General features: G+C 39.6%; 16 protein-coding genes and 1 pseudogene. 8 read left to right on the plus strand and 9 right to left on the minus strand.

Annotated features, from left to right (window positions below):
- Nucleotides 1-264: 264 nt before the first annotated feature.
- The 4 genes from glgA to CK510_RS09325 form a co-directional block, all read right to left on the minus strand.
- On the minus strand, nt 265-1,716 hold the full coding sequence (gene glgA / locus CK510_RS09315; RefSeq protein WP_095721442.1) for a glycogen synthase GlgA: 1,452 nt from the start codon (nt 1,714-1,716) through the stop codon (nt 265-267).
- A 388-nt stretch (nt 1,717-2,104) separates the two neighbouring features.
- On the minus strand, nt 2,105-3,076 hold the full coding sequence (gene hemC, locus CK510_RS09320) for a hydroxymethylbilane synthase (RefSeq protein WP_095721443.1): 972 nt from the start codon (nt 3,074-3,076) through the stop codon (nt 2,105-2,107).
- A gap of 168 nt (nt 3,077-3,244) precedes the next feature.
- Entirely contained in the window at nt 3,245-3,382 is a 138-nt protein-coding gene (locus CK510_RS31635; protein ID WP_158224868.1) for a hypothetical protein, read from the minus strand.
- A gap of 261 nt (nt 3,383-3,643) precedes the next feature.
- Nucleotides 3,644-4,045 carry a lysozyme inhibitor LprI family protein gene (locus tag CK510_RS09325; RefSeq protein WP_095721444.1) on the minus strand — a complete coding sequence of 134 codons (402 nt, stop codon included), beginning with the start codon at nt 4,043-4,045 and terminating at the stop codon, nt 3,644-3,646.
- A 235-nt stretch (nt 4,046-4,280) separates the two neighbouring features.
- On the opposite strand from CK510_RS09325, the gene CK510_RS09330 reads away from it, so the two are divergent.
- Both CK510_RS09330 and CK510_RS09335 read left to right on the plus strand, forming a co-directional pair.
- Entirely contained in the window at nt 4,281-5,237 is a 957-nt protein-coding gene (locus tag CK510_RS09330) for a YegS/Rv2252/BmrU family lipid kinase (protein ID WP_095721445.1), read from the plus strand.
- A 94-nt stretch (nt 5,238-5,331) separates the two neighbouring features.
- A pseudogene (locus CK510_RS09335) lies at nt 5,332-6,899 on the plus strand (metallophosphoesterase family protein).
- Nucleotides 6,900-7,319: 420 nt separating this feature from the next.
- Here CK510_RS09335 and CK510_RS09340 read toward each other — a convergent pair.
- From CK510_RS09340 to CK510_RS09350, 3 genes are all read right to left on the minus strand, one after another.
- On the minus strand, nt 7,320-7,730 hold the full coding sequence (locus CK510_RS09340) for a hypothetical protein (RefSeq protein WP_095721446.1): 411 nt from the start codon (nt 7,728-7,730) through the stop codon (nt 7,320-7,322).
- Between the two features lie 458 nt (nt 7,731-8,188).
- A complete protein-coding gene (locus CK510_RS09345; RefSeq protein ID WP_095721447.1) occupies nt 8,189-8,647 on the minus strand; it encodes a CAAD domain-containing protein in 459 nt (152 codons plus the stop codon).
- Nucleotides 8,648-8,856: 209 nt separating this feature from the next.
- Nucleotides 8,857-10,203: a histidine kinase gene (locus tag CK510_RS09350; RefSeq protein WP_095721448.1), complete on the minus strand. Its 1,347-nt coding sequence runs from the start codon at nt 10,201-10,203 to the stop codon at nt 8,857-8,859.
- Nucleotides 10,204-10,965: 762 nt separating this feature from the next.
- Between CK510_RS09350 and CK510_RS09355 the strand changes: the two genes are divergently transcribed.
- The 5 genes from CK510_RS09355 (at nt 10,966) to CK510_RS09370 (ending at nt 17,403) form a co-directional block, all read left to right on the plus strand.
- The gene (locus CK510_RS09355) at nt 10,966-14,082 is read left to right on the plus strand and encodes an MFS transporter (protein ID WP_245911986.1); all 3,117 of its coding nucleotides are present in this window, start codon (nt 10,966-10,968) and stop codon (nt 14,080-14,082) included.
- Between the two features lie 237 nt (nt 14,083-14,319).
- A complete protein-coding gene (locus CK510_RS09360; protein ID WP_095721449.1) occupies nt 14,320-14,889 on the plus strand; it encodes a pentapeptide repeat-containing protein in 570 nt (189 codons plus the stop codon).
- Nucleotides 14,890-15,124: 235 nt separating this feature from the next.
- Nucleotides 15,125-15,271 (plus strand): QAALIT motif small membrane protein, encoded by a 147-nt coding sequence (locus tag CK510_RS32645; RefSeq protein ID WP_211293138.1) that lies wholly within the window; start codon nt 15,125-15,127, stop codon nt 15,269-15,271.
- 107 nt (nt 15,272-15,378) lie between these two features.
- Nucleotides 15,379-16,152 (plus strand): pentapeptide repeat-containing protein, encoded by a 774-nt coding sequence (locus tag CK510_RS09365; protein WP_095721450.1) that lies wholly within the window; start codon nt 15,379-15,381, stop codon nt 16,150-16,152.
- Between the two features lie 516 nt (nt 16,153-16,668).
- Nucleotides 16,669-17,403: a carbonic anhydrase gene (locus CK510_RS09370; RefSeq protein ID WP_095721451.1), complete on the plus strand. Its 735-nt coding sequence runs from the start codon at nt 16,669-16,671 to the stop codon at nt 17,401-17,403.
- A gap of 135 nt (nt 17,404-17,538) precedes the next feature.
- On the opposite strand, the gene CK510_RS09375 is transcribed toward CK510_RS09370, so the two are convergent.
- Nucleotides 17,539-19,017, minus strand: a complete 1,479-nt coding sequence (locus CK510_RS09375) for an aminotransferase class I/II-fold pyridoxal phosphate-dependent enzyme (protein ID WP_095721452.1) — start codon at nt 19,015-19,017, stop codon at nt 17,539-17,541.
- A gap of 67 nt (nt 19,018-19,084) precedes the next feature.
- Between CK510_RS09375 and CK510_RS09380 the strand changes: the two genes are divergently transcribed.
- Complete coding sequence (locus CK510_RS09380) at nt 19,085-19,285, plus strand: hypothetical protein (RefSeq protein ID WP_095721453.1); 201 nt, start codon at nt 19,085-19,087, stop codon at nt 19,283-19,285.
- A 108-nt stretch (nt 19,286-19,393) separates the two neighbouring features.
- Here the strand turns inward: CK510_RS09380 and CK510_RS09385 are convergent, their stop codons facing one another.
- Nucleotides 19,394-19,750 (minus strand): hypothetical protein, encoded by a 357-nt coding sequence (locus tag CK510_RS09385; RefSeq protein WP_095721454.1) that lies wholly within the window; start codon nt 19,748-19,750, stop codon nt 19,394-19,396.
- Between the last annotated feature and the right edge of the window lie 316 nt (nt 19,751-20,066).

The following is a 20,066-nucleotide window of genomic DNA, read 5'->3' on the forward strand; positions in this document are numbered from 1 at the left end:
TGATAGGGTTGTTATATTCGATTACAGCGCTTCCGGCTATTACACAATACAGTTTTTCTCCTTGCCTCTCTCCTAATCATAGCTTTCAGCTTTGAGTGTGTACCTCATAGCTGCCGGAAGTTCTGTATCTTTTTCAATTGAAACTGACAGTAATTAGAACACACCAAAAAATAGATTATCCCAAATGACCATAAGGGCGGGAAAACCCCGCCCCTACAAATGATAATATTTATTTAATCCACATTTCTGCGAACAAAAATTACATCACTTAATGCTGATAACTATTTCCTCCGTCACAATAGTTCCTTCCACTACCGATTCTTGTTGCAGCACTTCTTCCTCAGGCAAACCGAGTATGGAACGGTACAACTTATCGTACTGCTTTGCCGATTGATACCAGCTAAAATCTTGATGCATTCCCCGTTGCTGTAACTCTTGCCACTGAGGTTTGAAACGGAAACCTTCCCAAGCACGAATCAAACAGGTAAATAAGTCCAAAGGTTCGTATCGGTCAAAACAGTAACCAGTACCAGCGTGATTCATCGGGTCATGGTGGGATACCGTATCGACTAATCCCCCAGTGCGACGAACGATAGGAACAGAACCATAACGCAAAGCCATCATTTGACTAATTCCGCAAGGTTCAAAGCGACTTGGCATCAAAAAAGCATCAGAACCTGCGTAGATACGTCGAGCCAAGGGGTCATTATATAGGAGATAATTCGCCATCCGTCCAGGGAAACGCGATGCCATCTGCCACATTTGGGTTTCGTAATATCTATCTCCAGTTCCCAATAGTACAAACTGAGCATCAGTGTATGACATAAATCTATCGAGAATTTGCAATACTAAATCGATGCCTTTCTGCTCTACCAACCGCGTTACCATCCCAATCACAAAAGCGTTACTATTAACTTCTAAACCGACTTCTTCCTGCAACGCGACTTTATTAGCTTTACGCTTTTCTAAGGTATCAGCAGTGAAGTTTTGAGCAATATATTTATCAGTACTGGGGTCATAAATTTCAGTATCAATTCCATTAATAATTCCTGATAATTTATCACCAATAAATGACATTAAACCTTCGATTTCTTCACCATATGTTGGGGTTTTAATTTGTTCTGCGTAGGTTGGGGAAACAGTATTAACCCGATCGGCAAATTGTACCGCAGCTGCCATTGTGTTGTGTCCCTGCATATACCAAGGACACCAAGTAACCTTCTCCAAATAGCCACGCCAAGGTCCTTGGTATGCGAGATTATGAATTGTAAAAACACTGCTAATATCGGGTGATTGATGCATCCACACGGGTATCATTCCTGTGTGCCAATCGTGACAGTGGACGATTTCTGGTTTCCAATAATTCCAGCAAAACTCTGCCACTCCATTGGAGAAAAATGTGAATCTCCAAGGTTCATCTTCCCCACCATAAATGCGACGAGGATTGAATACTGGATGTCCAAATAAATACAAGGGAACATCTGTACCGGGGAGGACACCTTCATAAACAGAAAAGTCCTGAAACATAGCAGAACCTCCCCAAATTGGCTCTTTGGGAATCTCCATTTTGTCAGGTAAAAAACCATAATAAGGGATGATTATTCGTACATCATGCCCCATTTTTCTTAATATTTTGGGTAATGCTCCCACAACATCCCCCATGCCACCAACTTTGGCGACTGGTGCTGCTTCTGCTGCCACAAATAAAATTCGCATAATATACCATTACCAATTAATTATTACCCATTAACTCTTCATAAAATCAATAGCTGCCAACTTTCAGTAATTAACTTTCATTATTGAACTGAAAACTTGATTGTTGGCAGCTTAACAGATTTTAATTCAAACACAGTTATTCCCAGTATTTAGGAATCTGAATTAAATAAAATACAACTCTTGATTGTGTCGATTAGTGTTGGGTTACGCAAAGCCTCCACCCAACCTACAAAGACTGAGATGCTACCCTACCCTTCGGGAACCCTCTACCCTACGGGAACGCCAAAGGCGAACGAGGGAACGGGAACGCGTTCGCGCAGCGTGTCGCTTTGCGACTCAGCGCGTACGTTTCTCAGCATGACATCGAGAGAGACTTTTCAAACAACCTCTAAGAACCACGTTGAATCTCGGTAAAAATTTTATCGAGAATCTCTTTAGCTCCTTGCTGACGCAGAGTATTTGCTAGTTGGGTTCCCAATTTCTCGGCTTCGCTAGCTTTTCCAGCGACAGTATCTTGAACCTTATTTTGTCCATCGACACTAATAACTATACCTGTCAGGGTCAGATTATCACCATTCAATTCGGTATTTACGCCGATAGGTACTTGACAACCACCTTCTAAATCCCGTAAAAAAGCTCGTTCGGCAAGACAGCGATCGCGTGTTTCTGGATGTTCGATAGCCTTTAACAAGGAAATGATTTCGCCATCATCAGCACGGCATTCGATACCCAATGCACCTTGTCCAACAGCATGTAGGGAGACTTCAGAGGGAATAACTTGATGAATGCGATCGCTCATTCCCAAACGTTGCAAACCAGCCGCAGCTAAAATGAGAGCATCGTAATCACCTGCATCTAATTTCGCCAAACGGGTATTCAAGTTCCCACGCACATCCTTAAATTGCAAATGAGGGAAATGATGTCGTAACTGTGCCAAGCGTCGCAGTGAAGAAGTCCCAATTACTGTACCTTCTGGCAAGGTATCAATTTGCTTATCTTTATATTTTTCATGGACAACAAGGGCATCCGCAGGATTTTCCCGTTCGGTAATGCAAGCCAATGTCAAGCCAGATGGTAAGTTAGTTGGCAAATCCTTGAGGGAATGAACCGCAAAGTCAATCTCCTGATTTATCATCCCCAGTTCGAGTTCTTTGGTAAATAGTCCCTTATCACCAATTTTCGCCAATGCCACATCCAAGATATTGTCACCTTGGGTTGACATTGTATGAACTTCAAATTTTATATCTGGAAAGCTTTTTTGCAGCTGTTCTTGAACCCAATATGTCTGAACTAGTGCAAGTTGGCTTTTGCGTGAACCGATGCGAACGGTACGTGACGGGCTAGAAACAACTGATGTCATAAAATAAAGTTGCTTGTCAAAGTGTGGAGATTATTTACTTGATCTAGACTACCGCAGTCGATGACCAATAGGGGCTACTATTACCTGATTTTAAGCAAGATTAATTTTTACTTTTTAATAAATCTTTACTAACTTTTGTAAATAAGAAATGGAATAACTCGAAAGGGTTCAGTGCGATCGCAAACTTTTCATAAACCCGGTTTCTCCCCCATGAAATATCTCCAATCGCAACGACAATCCCAGAAACCGGGTTTCTTTACCCACACGAGAACGCCTTAGACGCGGAGCGCTACCTTTGGAAGTCACTTCGTGCCTACCCGAAGGGTAGGAAGAGAAGGAAAAAATGCTTAACTGAACTGTATTGCTACATAAATACTCATTTTGCATAAATTTTACTAGCTTCCCGTAATCATTGAGTATATTTATTGTCTTTATGCAAAAATAAAAAACCGGACTTTTCTCAATATAAATACGCAAAAAAGGATTGTTTTAGTTTTAATGATTACAAATAAAATCACGAATAATACATCAGTACGATGCGCGACAATTAACGATTAACCGTTAACCCTAATTTGGGGACAAATAATTAATTAATTCCCCTGTCCGAACTTTGGTTAGTTGCTGCATACAGCCATAATAAATTAATGGGGAAATTGAACCACCTTCAGTCTCGCTACGTTCAAAATCACAGCTAGCGTCACGAAATTTAATCCAAGCTTGTTGAGCAGCAATTAATTTTTGCTTTCTCGAAGCTGGTAAAGTGGGTACAACTTTTTTGTAAGCTTGATTCAATTTCTTATCTTCACTTTGATAAAACAGATAAGCACACTCATTCATTTGCGATTGATTGAGATTTGTAGAATCATTACAATTTAGCTTTTGAGCGAAAGCTGTTTCATTTGTCGTGCTAACAATTGCCAAACTACTAAAAGTAATAATACTTATCGAAAAAAGTAGTAAAAGATGCATTTATTTATTTAAGATTACATACATAGCTAATATATCAAAAACTTTTTGAGCTTGCTGAGAGACTACTTGGGTAATTATGATTGATATGTATATATTGTATTCTTTGGAAGTTAAGTCATTAGAATGACAACTAAACCTACCGTCAGAAGGAAGACTTAATGCGATCGCAGATGAAAGAATATGACTTAAATATTCCCTAATACCAGCAAAACCGGAAATATCTAAAATTGTGATTATGAATCGTTCTGCTTACCTCATCTTTAACCCCGCAGCTGGTCAGGGCGACCCCGAACAAGAACTAGCACAAATTCGCTCTATACTAGAACCGGAAATCAAATTAGAGATTTGTCTCACTACGGAGGAAATTGGTGCTGGTGAACTGGCAACCATCGCAGTTAAAGCGGGAGCTAATACCATTATTGCATCGGGGGGAGACGGCACGCTTTCAGCCGCAGCCGCAGCCGTAATCGGCACAGATATCGGGTTTGGAATTATTTCACGGGGAACGGCAAATGCTTTTGCCAATGCGTTGGGAATTCCCGACACTATTCCAGGTGCTTGTGAGGTGATTTTGCAGGGAATAACGCGAACCATTGATGCAGCAGAATGTAATGGTTATCCAATGGTATTATTGGCAGGGATTGGGTTTGAAGCTGAAACTGTGGAACGAGCCGATCGCGATGCAAAGAACCGTTTGGGTGTGATGGCTTATGTGTTAGCAGGTTTGCAGGAGTTGGGTAATTTAAAGAGTTTTGATGTTGAAATTGAAACCGAAGATAAAATCATTAAAACTACTGCATCGGCTGTAACTGTGGCAAATGCTGCACCATCAACATCAGTATTAGCCCAGGGGAATGCGGGTATTATTGTTGATGACGGATTGTTGGATATGACAATTGTTGCCCCTGCGACAAAAGCTGCTGCATTAGCAAGTGCGTTTCATCTATTTCAAACAGCCTCATCTGGAAATGCAGCCGATCGCGATGATATTGGTTATTTACGGGCAAAACAATTTAAAATTACAACTAATCCACCACAAAAAATCGCCATTGATGGGGAAGTTATAGAAGCAGCACCAGTGGAAATTAAATGTATTCCAAGTGCTTTGAATATTTTTGTCCCCACCATTGAAGAGGTAGAACCATTAGAAAAACTGGAAGGATTACCAAATTTGGTCATTGAGGAGAAGTAGGGAAAAGAGAGTTAGGATTTTTGAGTTAGGAATTAGGAGTTAGAAATTAATAAATGCCCAATCACTATTAACTATTAACCAATTATCATCAATTATGAAACTTGTATTTGAGGTTGCGATCGCAGAAAAAATTCGGAAAATGAAGCAAAGGGTATGCTGGCAGGAACCATTAATTACAGCGAGAGGAATCGATCAAACCCGGTTTATACTGGATGATGGCAAGGATAAGGATGATGAATTTTCGTTTCTAGTTGTTGGTGATAGCGGAACGGGAAAACACAGAGGACATAACCCCCAACGTCAAATAGCCGAACTCATGCTTCCCCATCACGAGCAATGTCGGTTTATGCTCCACACTGGGGATGTTGTTTATCTTGTCGGTTCTAGCGAATACTACCATCAAAATTTTCTTAAACCCTATCGCGAATTTCTTGTCAATGGCGAAAATTATCAGCATATTGCCTACGACAACATGACTTTCAAATTACCCATATTCCCAGTTCCCGGAAACCATGACTATTACGACTTACCTCTATTTTGGAGCGTTGTATCTTTAGGTACACTACCAATTCGGCGTTTAATCCAGTCAAAGCTTGACCTTGATGTGGGTTGGTACGGTTCACGGGCAGGTGACGCTTACGCAAAGGCTTTTCTCGACTACCTAAAATCCCAGATAATGCCGGGAGATTTGGCACATCACCTTGACGAACATTACACAGCAAAAACCGATAGTGGTTACTGTTTACGATATGAGCCGAGTAAATTTACTCGATTACCAAATCGTTACTATACGTTTAATTACGGCGGTATTGACTTTTTTGCCCTTGATTCTAATACATTTAATGACCCATTACCGATACCAAAAACCAGCGCAGGAGATGCACATCGACAGCGACTAGAAAGAGAATATCAAGAATTAGAACAGCAAAAACAGCAAATTTTAGACAAAATAGCCAAACTCAATCCCAACAACCCCACAGAAGCTGAACAACTCGACGATTTACAAGGGCAAATTACCCAGGTAGAAGAAATCACCGTCGATATTGACAAGCAACTTGCACCAAAACAAGAAAGTTCCATCGACACGGAACAACTTGAATGGTTAAAGGGGAAATTAATTGAATCTTGGAATAACAATCAGTTAGGGGTAGAGTCATATTTTTACATCATCCCCCCTACGTTACCGAAGCCACAAAATGGCAGCAAGCGCAGACATTAGCAATTCGTCATCATTTGCGGCAAGTATTTGATGCAGTTGCGGAAACAATTGGTTCCCTAAATCAAAATCGTCCCCTTGTAGATTTAGTATTTAGTGGACATGCCCATTGTTTGGAATATTTGCAAACCCAGGATACTGGACATGGAGACTCCCACATAAATTGGATTATTTGCGGAGGAAGTGGATTTAGTTTGCGTCGTCAACGTCCTGAAGGTACAGATTTAATTGAGACATTTGGTAATGAATCACGGTTAGTTGGCAAGTCGAAGTTATTTATTGGTCGAAACGGGCAAGGTTCGCAAAGACGACGACCTTATTCTAGTTTACGTATCGATGTTCAAGCTGGAGATATACCCAAGTTTGTAATTCGTCCCTTAGTTTCCGAATGGTATCAAAGACAGTGGCATAATCAAGAAATTGATCCATTTGTAATTAATCGATAAAATTGATAGAAATAAAATAACCCTCCCCTTGTTAAGGGGAGGGAACTGGATTCTTGTTTCCCCCTAGTGTGGGGAAGTTAATGAAAGTACTAAAAGAACTATATTTTTATTTTCCCCCCTTTTCAAGGGGGGATTCTTTTATTTTATTATGGATAATCAACCGGACATAATATCAAAATATTAATTCCCAAATGGTATCAACAAAAAACGTAACCGTTCACGGGGGGTGCGAAGTTGATGGGTTTGAGGCATCTTAAACCCGTAAGTTGGAGAAATAGAGGCTAGATCATGAAAATAAATCACCTGTAACCCTTATTCTCTCGTTACCCCCCTGAACGGTTACCAAAAAACGACAATTAGGTATTGAACCCAATCATCGTGAATGCAAACCATGAGACATAATTACAAATTAGTAATTATTTAAATAGCTCCCGTACCTTTACCACGTGTATCCCCATCCATCGTTAACTTTCCATCCTCATCTTTATCATTAATTTCTTGTAATTCTTGCATTCTTAATTGACGTTCAGCTTCAGCTTGCTGACGTGCATCACCAGGTTCTTCATAGTACATTTCTGGTTCGACTGCGTAGTTATTTAATAAACCTTCATTATCTACAGTATAACCGTCAGTTGTGCGAATACTATCAGATGTTGTTTGGTCATTAGTAGCTGTGTCTCGTTCCCTTTCTTCCGTCGGTAATGTTTTATAAGATGCACCTTCCCGCTCCTTCCGTGCTGCCGTTTCTGCCGGAATTATGCCGCGATCGTATGTATCTCTTTCTGCCCGTTCTGATGAATCTACTGCTTTCTTAACTGGATTATTTTCCATTATTTTATCCCTCCATCCCAGCAATCTTGTTGTTGCTCATTACATATATAGCTTATAAAAGTAGTGACTAAATTTACACTATCTTCCGGATGGAATTGAATTTAGATTCAAGCTGTTTTATCTATCTTTATGTATATAAATGAAACCTTCAGTACTCTCTTCTCTCTGCGTCTAATACCAATTCTATGTGAGCCTGCACATTATGTGACTTCTCTATACCTCCCCTACCCTGCGGGAACGCGAAGCGCGTAAAGCAAGGGGAGGTGCCACAGGCGGTGGGGTTCTTTCTATGCATCTTCATATTAAAATGGTATAATCTACGGGAAGCTGCTGCCATAACGGGAACACAAACCCATCTATGGCGGTTATTTGATCCATATTTCATTTTATAATAATTAAGGGCAAACAACCCTTTGCCCCTACAGAGAACTTAATTTCCAGAACTTAATTTCTAGAACTTAATTCCCAGAAAAAGTATCCTCATTCCCAATAATTTGCTTCTTAAAGGAATTAATTTCAGAAACTAGTTCTTGACGTGTAGATACTTTGAGTAGGTAGCGGGAAATAAACCAAACTACATAAGCAATCCCAACTAATTCAAAGAAGAATGCAATTAGGGGGATATCATCAATTGCATCAAGTATTGCCAATACAATTTTTACTGAAATCAGAGCGGCAAAAATTAAAGCAACACTAGTAATTTGTGCTTTGTACTGATTAAAAAAACCACCGATATACTCAGGTAATCTTTGTAAAAATACTGCAACTTTATCACTAAATTCCTGCCATTGTGTTTCAGTTGCTGGAGGTAACTTTGGTAAGCTGTCATTTGCTAAATCATCAAGAACTGCTGTACCATTAGATTCGCTAGCATCAACATCTTGATGTATATATTGTGCTTGTTCTTGCGTTTCCATAAATTCTCCTATTCTAATTGCAGCTTGTTATTTGAGTGTTGGCATGTAACCCTTAATTATTAATAATAGCAATCCTAAAACCGAAATTTCGATAATCGATTTAGGACTGCTATATCACATACTAAATGCTAACTTTAAGCTTAATACTCTTAGTCATAGTCTTAGCAATACTTTTACCAAGAAACCACAGTATTCAGCATTTATTTTTTCTACACAGTATCATCACGGCGATCGATGATAATCACAGAAGCATCACTAGCGTTGACTGTAGCCACTTCATTAGGGAGTATCGCATTATCTCGGTTAATGTCTGCGGTGTAATTGGCGCGGGAACTATCCATTGCTGGAGTTTCGCGTTTGTTGACATTGATATCTGTGGCATTGAAGATGTCAAAATCTTGGATTCCATGACGTTTGAGGATTGGTTCGGCACGTCGAACTTCGTCTTCGCTGCCGTCAACCATGACAAGATAGTCACCTCGGTTTAAGCTGTCACTATATACCTGTGCCTGATTTTCGGGTACACCTAAGCCTACTAATCCACCTGCAACACCACCAGTTGCCGCACCAATTGCCCCTCCTGTTAGGGTTGTGACTAGGGCTGTTGCTGCTGCACCACCTGCAATTACAGGTCCAACTCCAGGAATTGCTAAAACACCTAAACCTACCAACAAACCACCGAAACCACCCAATGCTGCACCTGTAGCTGCACCTGTTTTAGCTCCATCATCGGCTTTGTTACCATGCATATCAGTTGCCGATACTGCGTTAACATTATTACCTGCGTCTTTGCCAATGATGGAAACATTATCCATTGCAAACCCAGTATCTCTAAGTTCAGTCAGAGCGGCTTCAGCATCACGACGCTGCCTAAATACACCAGCAGCCCGTTTATTACGAATTGTTGGCTGGGTATTGACTCCAGGGGTATAACCGAATGAAGTGTTTTCAGCGATGGGGGTTACAACTGCTGGGTAAACATCTGCGGTTCCGTATTCTTGGTGAGGTTGATTTGGTTGGTCGTAGATGGCAAAATCCTCGATTCCCGAATCCCGCAGGATTCTTTCGGCACGGGCAATTTCGGCATCAGTTCCATCTACCATTACTAAATAATGTCCGCGTTCAACTCGCGCATTGTAGGAACGTGCTTCTTCTTCAGGGATTCCTAAACCGATTAATCCACCTAGCAAACTACCTGCTGCTGCACCAATACCAGCACCAGCTAAAGTAGTTGCGATCGCAGTTGCGGTTGCACCAGCTAACATCACTGGACCAACACCAGGAATTGCCAGCGTTCCTAATCCTACCAATAAACCTGTTAAACCACCTAAAGTTCCACCTGTGGCAGCACCAAGTGATGCACCTTCATCTGCTTTGTTGCCTACTTTTTCACGAACTTCGGCACCTGACATATTCGTGCTGTCGGTGTCTTGGGCAATTACTGATACACGCTCCATTGGGAAGCCGGAATTTTTTAACTCGTGCAGCGCACTTTCAGCATCACGACGGTGTGAAAACACACCTACAGCTCTTTTATTATTTAAGCCTACTACCATTTTTATTTCCCCGCTTAAGAATTTAATTACTTATAATTTCGTTGCATTCACTAAGTTTATTTATACATTTTCAAATTTGTTTTTCATCAATCTTATGTTAGAGTTTTTATCTCTATCAATAGTCATACTTTGATGCATTTTTTGTATCGCCATTATGTTTGTGATGCAAATTAGACTTTTTTAATAAATAACTATAGAGATACAGAGAGCTTTGAGTCAGAGGAGTGAATAATCCTGACCAAGAATAGATGGTGTTAAGACGCAAAACTTCGCATTTTTAATTGAAATTTCATGTTTTTAATTGAAATATCGCTTTTATCATTAAAATTTTGGTTCTCATTTTGTATCTTTAATTTGAAATCTAACTTCTGGTTATAGTATTTATTCCTTTCGGAAGTAATGGTCAAGAGAACAGATAGTTATGTTGATGAATGAAGCTAGTTAATGCAACGTTTGATTGTCAGAGCAATGGGTTTAATTGACAATATCACAGGCATACAGTTCGGTTAAGACAACAAATATAGCCAGAATGCTCGTAAAGACGTTTCACCGGAAGGTCTCTAGAAGCTTAACCCAACCGTATTGACATCACAGGGATGATGAAGAATAACCCATAATGGGTAGGTAGAACAATTTGATTTATTCTATGCTCTGTATTATTTCTGATGTTTTATAACTAAATCAAGGTTCAATTACCCTTTATTCTCTGCATGATTTTATGAGCTTGTTCTAGATTTTTTGAGCAAAAATGAGGAAATAAATATGGTTACAATGGCAGTAAATATGTTACAATCCGATGTTTTTAAATTAGGGTTGTTATCTCCAATTCTGGCTCAGGAAGGTTTAACATCTTTAACACCAGAACAAGCATCGGTAATGTTTTCAGGACCGAAGTTTTTAGTGGCATTATTTGCTGGTTTAATAATGGCGATCGCATTTCAATTGCTATTTACAAATTTTTCAGTTGCAGTCGGTATTTCTTCGGGTGCTGATGTTGCTGATGATGACACTGATACTATTGGGAATCAAATTCGTGCTGTTGAAGCCAAGGTGGGAATTTGGTCAATTTTTACTATGAGTTTGGCTCTATTTGCTGCTTGTTTTCTAGCAGTAAAACTGAGTTTAATTGAAAGTGCATTTCTTGGTGCAATTATTGGTATTGTCATCTGGTCGGCATTTTTTGCACTAATTATTTGGCTTGGTTCTTCGGCTGTTGGTTCGTTGATTGGTTCAATTGTTAATACTGCTAGCTCTGGTTTAAAAGGGCTAATGGGAACGGCATCAGCAGCACTTGGTGCGAATGCAGCTAAACAACAAATGGTTTCGACTGCGGAGGATATTACTGCTGCTGTTCGTCGTGAGTTAACTTCGGGTTTTGATGCGGATAGTATTAAGAATACGCTTCAAAGTTCGTTGTCTTCGGTACAGTTACCACAGTTTAATTTGCAAGATATTCGCAGTCAGTTTGACCAAATATTGAAGGATATTGATTTCCAATCTTTGGGTGATGGTGAATTATTGAAGAATGTTAATCGCCAAACTTTTTTAGATTTAATTAGCAGTCGAACTGACTTTTCTAAAAGTGATATAAATCGCATTGCTGACCAATTAGAAGTAGCTTGGCAACAAGCATTTAATCGTCAGAATCCAACTGAGCAAGTTATTAATTTATTGAAATCAGCATCTCCTGATGAATTAAAATCGGAAAAGATTGGCGAACGTCTCAAAGAATTGGTTGCTGTTGGTAATGGCAATGGCAAGCAAACTAATGGTTTAATCAAGCAAACAATGCAATCGGGTGTAGGTGCTGTTGCTGGTGCTGTTCTTGATAAAATTGATTTATCAAATGTTGATTTTGATCGGGTGACACATCAATTACAAGAAATTAAAGGTAAAGTTAAAGATATTGATGTTGAATACATTACCCAAGAATTGAAGAAGTTACGCGATAAAGCTACAGATACAGTTGCGGCAAATATACCAAAAGCAGCGAACGACAATACAATTAAAGGTGATGTCGAAGAGTACATTTTGCATTCCTTCTCTTGGCATTTTAATCGCATTACTTTACAAGATGAATTCCATGAAATTATTTTTGACCCCAATATTTCACCAAAGGTAATTCGTCCTCAATTAGAAGAGCTAAATCAAGAGTATTTCGTGAATTTACTCAACCAGCGTCAAGATATTAGCGAAGCACGAGCCAAAGAGATATCTGAACAGTTGGAAAGCCTTCGTCGTGAAGTTTTAGAATTAGTTAAAAATTCAGAAGGTGATGAAACTTACCCATCACTTCGTAGTCGAGTAGAAAGTCTTTTAAGCTCTACTAGCAAAGATGAATTAAACGCAGAAGAGTTTACAGAGAAATTCCGGGAATTGTTACAAGACTCAGAAACAAATGCAGAAGAATTAACATCAGGTTTTGGTGAATTAAACCGCGATACATTGATAAATTCTTTGCAACAACGTCAAGATTTGAGCGCAGAAGAAGCAAATAATATTGTTAACCGACTCGAAGGAGCGCGGGACAAAATTCTCAACCAAGCAACTGAATTACGTCAAAAAGTTGAAGAATATTTGCGGAATACCAACCTCGATGAACTCAATCCTGAAGGTATCGAACGCGATTTTAAAACCTTAATTGATGAACCACAAGCTGGTGTTGAAGCTTTACGCGATCGCTTATCGCAATTTGACCGCCAAACCTTAGTACAATTATTAAGTCAGCGTCAAGACTTGAGCGAGGAACGAGTTAACGAAATTTTAGATAATTTGGAATCGGTACGAGACAGTATTCTCCAAGCACCACAAAAAGCCGCAACGAAAGTTAAAGAGCAGTATGGGCAAACCATAGATTCAATTACTGAATACCTCCGCAGTACTAACTTGGAAGAACTTAACCCCGAAGGTATTCAACGGGATTTACAGAAATTCCTCCAAGAGCCAAATGTTGGTGCATCTGCTTTAGGAGAAAGACTTTCACATTTCGATCGCGATACTTTGGTGACATTATTAACACAACGCGGTGATTTAAATGAGGAGCAAATCAACCACATTATTGACTCGTTCCAACAAACAATTAACAACTTGGTGAAAGCACCACAACGGTTAGCAAAAAGTGCTAGCAAACGAGTGATTGATTTTGAACAAAACCTCGAAAATTACCTGCGGAATACTAACAAAGAAGAACTCAACCCCGAAGGAATTAAACGCGACTTACAATTATTATTGCAAAGTCCTCGTGCGGGAGCTGAAAGCTTAGGTGATAGAGTTACAAAAATAGATCGCTCGACTTTGGTAGCGCTACTTTCACAACGGGAAGACATTTCCGAAGAGGAAGCAAACCGGATTGTTGAGCAAATCATCTCAACCCGTGACTCCATATTCGAGCAATTTCAGCAAATTCAAAAACGGATTCAATCAGCTTTAGATAGTGTATTTGGCAAAATCCGCAACTATCTAAACTCCCTCGAACGTCCCGAACTCAACTATGAAGGGATTCAACAAGACTTTAGCAAATTATTCGACGACCCACAAACAGGTTTTGATGCATTACGCGATCGCTTAAGTCAATTCGATCGCAATACCCTGGTTGCCGTTATTTCCTCCCGTGAAGATATTTCCGAAGAACAAGCAAACCAAATCGTCAACCGGATTGAATCTACCCGCGATCGCGTTCTTCAACGTGCCGAATTAATCCAAACCGAGACACAAAAACGACTCAGCGAAGTCAAAGAAAAAACCAAAAAACAAGCTCGTGATGCCAAGAAGGCAGTCGCAGAGGCAGCTTGGTGGCTATTTGGAACCGCGATCGCATCCCTTTCAGCTTCTGTCTTAGCAGGTGCCATAGCAGTTCGAGGAGTTTGGTTTATTGGCTAACAATTAACTCGACTCCTTAGCAAAAGTCAACTCTGAAAAATTACCAACTTATATCCCTGACTTTTAAAAAAGGTTGGGGATATTTTTTTGATAACCAAAAGCTTTATTTAAGAATGGTGGGTTACTACATTTATTGGGTAATCTATTTTTTGGTAATCTCTAACCACCATTATGCGATCGCAACGGTTAGGATAAATTGTAGCAATTACAGCGATTTTCACCCAATCCAAAATCATCATGTCCCAGCCAAATCAGCGCCAAGGCTTAATATTTACCCTCGCTGCGGTACTTACAGGAGGGGTTCTAGTCGCTGGAACAATGGTTTATACCCTACTCAAAACCACCGAAACACCATCCAATATCGCATCCACAACCCCAATTCCCAATATCAGCCCCAATCTGTCGGAAGCACCAGTTGAAACATCACCAATCGCAACATCAGAACCCACAGAAAATACTCCACCAATTCCAGTTCAAAAAAAACAACAATCAATCTCCCCAACAAAAACCAATCCCAGCAAAAAAAATCTAGGAGGAGTTAACCTCGCAAACAAGGATTTGCGGAGGATGAATCTACAAAAAGCTCAAATGGGAGGTACAAACCTTGCCAATTCTAATTTAAGTGGAGTAGATTTGAGCGGTGCAAATTTGGGAGGTGCAAACCTTTCCCAAACCAATCTCACCAACGCGAATCTAAGTAATACCGATTTGAGAGGAGCCAATCTAAGTGGTGCAAATCTCAAAGGAGCAAACTTAGATGACGCTTATACAGATGGAGCAAATCTAAATGGGGCGATATTGCCGTAACTTTGTAACATCTTAATTTTTAGCTAAATTCTTTACTGTCTGGTATTTCCAGACAGTCAACTTAGTGATATCCCATTTTTCTCACACACATGAGTGACGGAAATCACTTAGAAGAAGTTGTGCGATCGCTTAAGTTAAAGGGTAAGTCAGTCGCAGCAATAGTTATTCATAAAAATTTCTCAGTATTAGTAAATTCACAGATTAATTGATTATTACGTGGTAGAGGACTATTGGAATGCTAGAAAAACTTTTACTTGCTTCTTGTTTAACTTTCACCTTAAATTTATCAGTTGGATTAAACCTATCACCATCAAAACAACTATTTAAGGAGGTCAACAGCCGAAATAGCCCTGTATTGATTTTATCCCAATGGCACGGGTAGCATATCAACCCTATGAGTCCCAATAATTATACTGACTGAATTCCCCCTAATCCTGATTTTCATGGGTTAAGGTTGAGTGTCAAGTAGAACATATTGTTTAGGGGTTTATGAAAATCCATATTCTAGCTACAGCCTTATTTTTAACAACCGTCAGCATCACCACAACTGCTCAAGCAGCAAACTCCGAACATCTCAAACAATTACTTGCTACCAAAAACTGCCAAAATTGCGACTTGAGCGGTGCTGGTTTGGTAATGGCTGATTTACAAGGTGCTGATTTGAGTGGAGCCAATTTCGCAGGTGCAAACCTCAGCCGTGCAAATTTAACAGGTGCGGATTTACGAGGTGCAAATTTGAGCGGTGCTAGCCTATTTGGTGCAAATTTAAACTATGCAAAACTCTCTGGTGCAACAATTGTCGGTACAGATTTGAGAAACGCTTATCTGTATGGTATCGAATTAACCGATGTCACGGTTAATGGTGCCAATTTACAAGGAGCATCCGGAATTCCTTCCCAAATTGCCACACCAGAAGAATTTTATACTTTGGGAGTCACCTCAGCCGAAAAAGGTAACAAACAACAAGCAATAGATTATTTCAACCAAGCAATTTCCATTAAACCAGACTATGCTGGTGCATTTCTCGCCCGTGGTATCGCTCGCTATCAATTATTCGATCGCGAAGGTGCATTTCAAGACGCTCAAGCAGCCGAAAAACTGTTTACAACTCAAAACAATCAAAACGGATTCCAAACCGCACAAGCTTTCATCGTTGAACTCAAAACTCCCCCAGGTGAAACCAAAATTAATACGGGTAAACCCAGTTTCTTCGACTTTGTAAGCGGATTGACTTCCGTATTACTGCAATTTCTACCCTTTTAACCTAAGTGTATACTCGTAAGCTAGGCTGTTGAGTTTATGACACTAAAGTCAACAGCCTAGCTTTAACATACCCTTTATTGGGTCATTTATTTTTTGGTGTTCCCTAATCGCATCAACAACTTTAGAAAATCGAATGGATACCATTGACAAAAGCTATTATCAATGGCGATAGATATAAAATAACGATAGTGTTTATACTTAAATACGATTAGTAATTTAGTCTCCATCTAATTAATAGTAGGTAGTCTAGCTTTTTTGAGTTTGATTATTATTACCTAAAATATTTTATTAAGAAATATAAATCACAAATAATACTTCAAATGAATAGCTTTATTTCGGTATATTCCTGGATAGAAGAAACAGTTAATCGGTTTTTTTTTTAACAGCGAACCTGTGTAATCAAAGCGTACATTAATTGCAATCCAATATTGCAGAATAATTGTCTGCGTAGAACTTTTTACAGTTGCATTTAGCTGTTCTAATTAGAATATTGAGCTAGATAATTTGGGGTAATTCATGAGTAGAATCAATGGATTTGCTGGTCGTCGTAATTTCTTAAAACTCATTGGAGTTGGAAGTGTAGGAATTGCAGCAAGTAGCTTAATTTTAAATGGGGAAGAGGCTATAGCCCAACAATCTAAAGCTCAAGCGACACCAGAAAATAAACTTCGACCTTTTTCTCCTGAAGAAGCTTTGCAGAAATTATTGCGAGGTAATCAAAGATTTATTGATGGGAAACCTGAACATCCCCGTCAATCAAAATTACGTTTGATGGAAACCTCGGTTGCCCAATATCCCTATGCATCAATATTAGGTTGTGCAGATTCACGGGTTCCTGCGGAAATTGTTTTCGATCAAGGATTGGGGGATTTATTTGTAGTGCGAGTTGCTGGTAATGTGAGTAGTCAAACAGCAATTGGAAGCTTAGAATTTGCCTCAGCAGTGTTAGGTTCGCAGTTAATTGTAGTTTTAGGACATGCGAAATGTGGTGCGGTAATAGCTGCGATTAAAAATGAACCTTTGCCTGGAAGAATTGGTGTATTTGTTGAGGAAATAAAACCTGCTGTCGAAAGTGTTAGACAGAAAACTGGGGATATTGAGAAAAATTCGATTATTGCCAATGTTCAATATCAAGTTAAGAGTTTGTGTGAATCTTCAATTCTTTTAGGTGGTTTGATTCAGCAAGGTAAGTTAAAAATTGTTGGTGGTATCTACGACCTGGCAACTGGTAAAGTTATATTGGTAACTTGATAAAAGATGTTTCTCGTTTGGATTCAATATTAATTAGGGCGAAATTAATTAGGGCGAACAACCGTACTCCGAAGCGGAGAAGCAAGCTACGCCCCTACGGGATTGGTAAAAAAAACTGTATTTCACATCAATGGGTTAAATGGAAACTACTTTTAATGTTTGTAAATGAGTATCAGAGCATCCTGTAATAAATCCACCAGATGCGAGAATTTGTTGTAAATAATTTATTGCATCTTGAGTAATAATTTCTCCTGGCATTAGTACGGGAATGCCAGGGGGATAAGGACAAATGATTTCGGCACAAATGGAACCGCAGGCTTTTTCTATCTCTAAAGTCTCTGTAGCAGCGAAAAAGGCTTCACGTGGGGACATTACTGATTTATTCGCAATCTTAAAAATATTTATATATTTCTCCTCTTCATTCTTGGGAAAGAGGCAATTATTTTCATATCTTTGGGCTAATTTAATCAACCCTCGTACTAAATTTTCAATATCCGAAGAGGTATTTCCCAAGCTGATAATAAAAGTAACATGTTGCGGGGATGCAAATTCACTTCTAATCCCAAATTCAGTTTCCAAAATTTCATCTGCTTGAAATCCGGTTAAACCGAGTTCACTTACCCGAATCGTTAAACGGGTTCGGTCTTGTGTAAAATTTAGATAATTAAAATTACTTAAATCTAAAACAGATAAACCAGGTATTTCCGAAATACGCTTACAAGCTTCCGAGGCAAGATGTAGAGTCTGGGAAAGTAATTCCTTACCCTGTAATGCAACTTGCGATCGCGCGGCATCCAAACTTGCCATTAGTATATAACTAGGGCTGGTAGATTGTAGCAACTGTAAAGAAGAAGTAATGCGATCGCAGTTAACCCGATTACCTTGAAGGTGGAGCATTGAAGCTTGTGTCATCGCACCCAAGGTTTTATGAATCGATTGTACACAAATATCCGCACCTGCTGTTAATGCTGGCATGGGAAATTCTGGATGAAAGGCAAAATGCGCTCCATGTGCTTCATCAACCAGTAGGGGAATATTATAACTGTGAGTAATATTTGCGATCGCTTCCACATCACCACAGATACCGTAATAAGTTGGATAAACCATGAATACAGCTTTTGCATCTGGGTGTTTTTCAAGTGCCGCAGCAACAGTTTCCGGGGTAATACTATGGGCAATATCTAAAATAGGGTCATATTCAGGATTTACAAAAATTGGCATCGCACCAGACAAAATTAAACCAGCAATAGCCGAAGAGTGGACATTGCGAGGCAGAATAATCTTATCACCCGTACCGCAAGTCGCCAAAATAGCCGCTTCAATCCCGCAAGTGGAACCATTCACCAAAAACCAAGTACGGGCAGCACCAAAGGCTTCTGCTGCTAATTGTTGCGCTTTGGCAATAACTCCTTCAGGTGCCAATAAATTATCTAACTCTGTCAACTCAGCTAAATCAGCAGCAAATACCTTTTTACCAAAAGCATCCACTAATTTTTGTGAGATTCCCATACCCCGTTTATGTCCGGGGGTATAGAAAGGAGTGTGGTTTTCTTGGGTACATTTCCATAGTGCAGTTAAGAGCGGGGTTTCAGCTTGTGAGAGAGGATTAGTCATTTCGGTAGATGGCAACACCTAGAATCTGAAGTTTAAAGGATATAGAAGGAATTTCTCTAAAATAATTATGCTCCAACTTATCGTCATCCCCGAACCAAAAACAGCACCAGAAACCGTACCCAACCCGATACCGCAACCAATGCCATCTCCAGTTCCAGAACCAGTACCAGCACCAATTCCCCAAACAATACCAGCACCAGTTCCAGAACCAGTACCAGCACCAATTCCGCAAACAGTACCAGCACCAATTCCACAAACAGTTCCTTAATGGTTAGGAATTCCAGAAAATAAAATATCCCAAATTAGGGACTATCAATCGTATTCATAATTTTAAGGGCGGGGAGACCCCGCCCCTACTATTTGGAAGAATTAATAATTAATTATCTGTAATTTCAAAATCAGAGCCATTACAAATATTGATACGATGTTCGTCGTGATTTTTCTGTTCATCAACGATTTTCATGTCATATTCGCACTGGTTTTCGTTATCCTCAAATTCAAGATTAACAGATTGACCTTGCCAGACGGTTTTGTCTTTAATATCATCAACTAGATTTTCTCCCCAACTATCTTTACCGACATGGGACATCCGCACTTCCCGAATCTTAAAGCTGCTGTTGTTATGCAGTTGAACGCGACATTCTTCTGCGATCGCAGCTTGTGAGGTGAGTACAAACATTGGTAGTGCGATCGCAGAAAATAAAGCTTGACTACGTAGGAACGATTTTCCCATAATTATCATGATCTGATTGTGGCGTTATCATCTTGGGATAAAATTACTTTACCTAAGTTATCTAAAAAGTAAAATTAATTATTTGTGAAATCCTGTAAATTACTAAATCGCTGCATTCGATACAGAAAATATCTATGAATTTGCCATTTCTAATTTATATTCCAATACAGTCCAGTTAAGCATTTTTTCCTTCTCTTCCTACCCTTCGGGTAGGCACGAAGTGACTTCCAAAGGTAGCGGCTCCGCGTCTAAGGCGTTCTCTGCGTCTACCTACGGTAGATACGAAGTAGCTTCTGTTGGCGATAGCCGCCCTGTA

Source organism: Brunnivagina elsteri CCALA 953 (genome assembly GCF_002289455.1).
Taxonomy (GTDB): Bacteria; Cyanobacteriota; Cyanobacteriia; order Cyanobacteriales; family Nostocaceae; genus Brunnivagina; species Brunnivagina elsteri.

Coding starts and splice junctions, on each gene's coding strand:
- glgA (WP_095721442.1), bottom strand. CDS start 1,716: ATGCGAATTTTATTTGTGGCAGCAGAAGCAGCACCAGTCGCCAAAGTT.
- hemC (WP_095721443.1), bottom strand. CDS start 3,076: ATGACATCAGTTGTTTCTAGCCCGTCACGTACCGTTCGCATCGGTTCA.
- CK510_RS09325 (WP_095721444.1), bottom strand. CDS start 4,045: ATGCATCTTTTACTACTTTTTTCGATAAGTATTATTACTTTTAGTAGT.
- CK510_RS09330 (WP_095721445.1), top strand. CDS start 4,281: ATGAATCGTTCTGCTTACCTCATCTTTAACCCCGCAGCTGGTCAGGGC.
- CK510_RS09340 (WP_095721446.1), bottom strand. CDS start 7,730: ATGGAAAATAATCCAGTTAAGAAAGCAGTAGATTCATCAGAACGGGCA.
- CK510_RS09345 (WP_095721447.1), bottom strand. CDS start 8,647: ATGGAAACGCAAGAACAAGCACAATATATACATCAAGATGTTGATGCT.
- CK510_RS09350 (WP_095721448.1), bottom strand. CDS start 10,203: ATGGTAGTAGGCTTAAATAATAAAAGAGCTGTAGGTGTGTTTTCACAC.
- CK510_RS09355 (WP_245911986.1), top strand. CDS start 10,966: ATGGTTACAATGGCAGTAAATATGTTACAATCCGATGTTTTTAAATTA.
- CK510_RS09360 (WP_095721449.1), top strand. CDS start 14,320: ATGTCCCAGCCAAATCAGCGCCAAGGCTTAATATTTACCCTCGCTGCG.
- CK510_RS32645 (WP_211293138.1), top strand. CDS start 15,125: ATGCTAGAAAAACTTTTACTTGCTTCTTGTTTAACTTTCACCTTAAAT.
- CK510_RS09365 (WP_095721450.1), top strand. CDS start 15,379: ATGAAAATCCATATTCTAGCTACAGCCTTATTTTTAACAACCGTCAGC.
- CK510_RS09370 (WP_095721451.1), top strand. CDS start 16,669: ATGAGTAGAATCAATGGATTTGCTGGTCGTCGTAATTTCTTAAAACTC.
- CK510_RS09375 (WP_095721452.1), bottom strand. CDS start 19,017: ATGACTAATCCTCTCTCACAAGCTGAAACCCCGCTCTTAACTGCACTA.
- CK510_RS09380 (WP_095721453.1), top strand. CDS start 19,085: ATGCTCCAACTTATCGTCATCCCCGAACCAAAAACAGCACCAGAAACC.
- CK510_RS09385 (WP_095721454.1), bottom strand. CDS start 19,750: ATGGGAAAATCGTTCCTACGTAGTCAAGCTTTATTTTCTGCGATCGCA.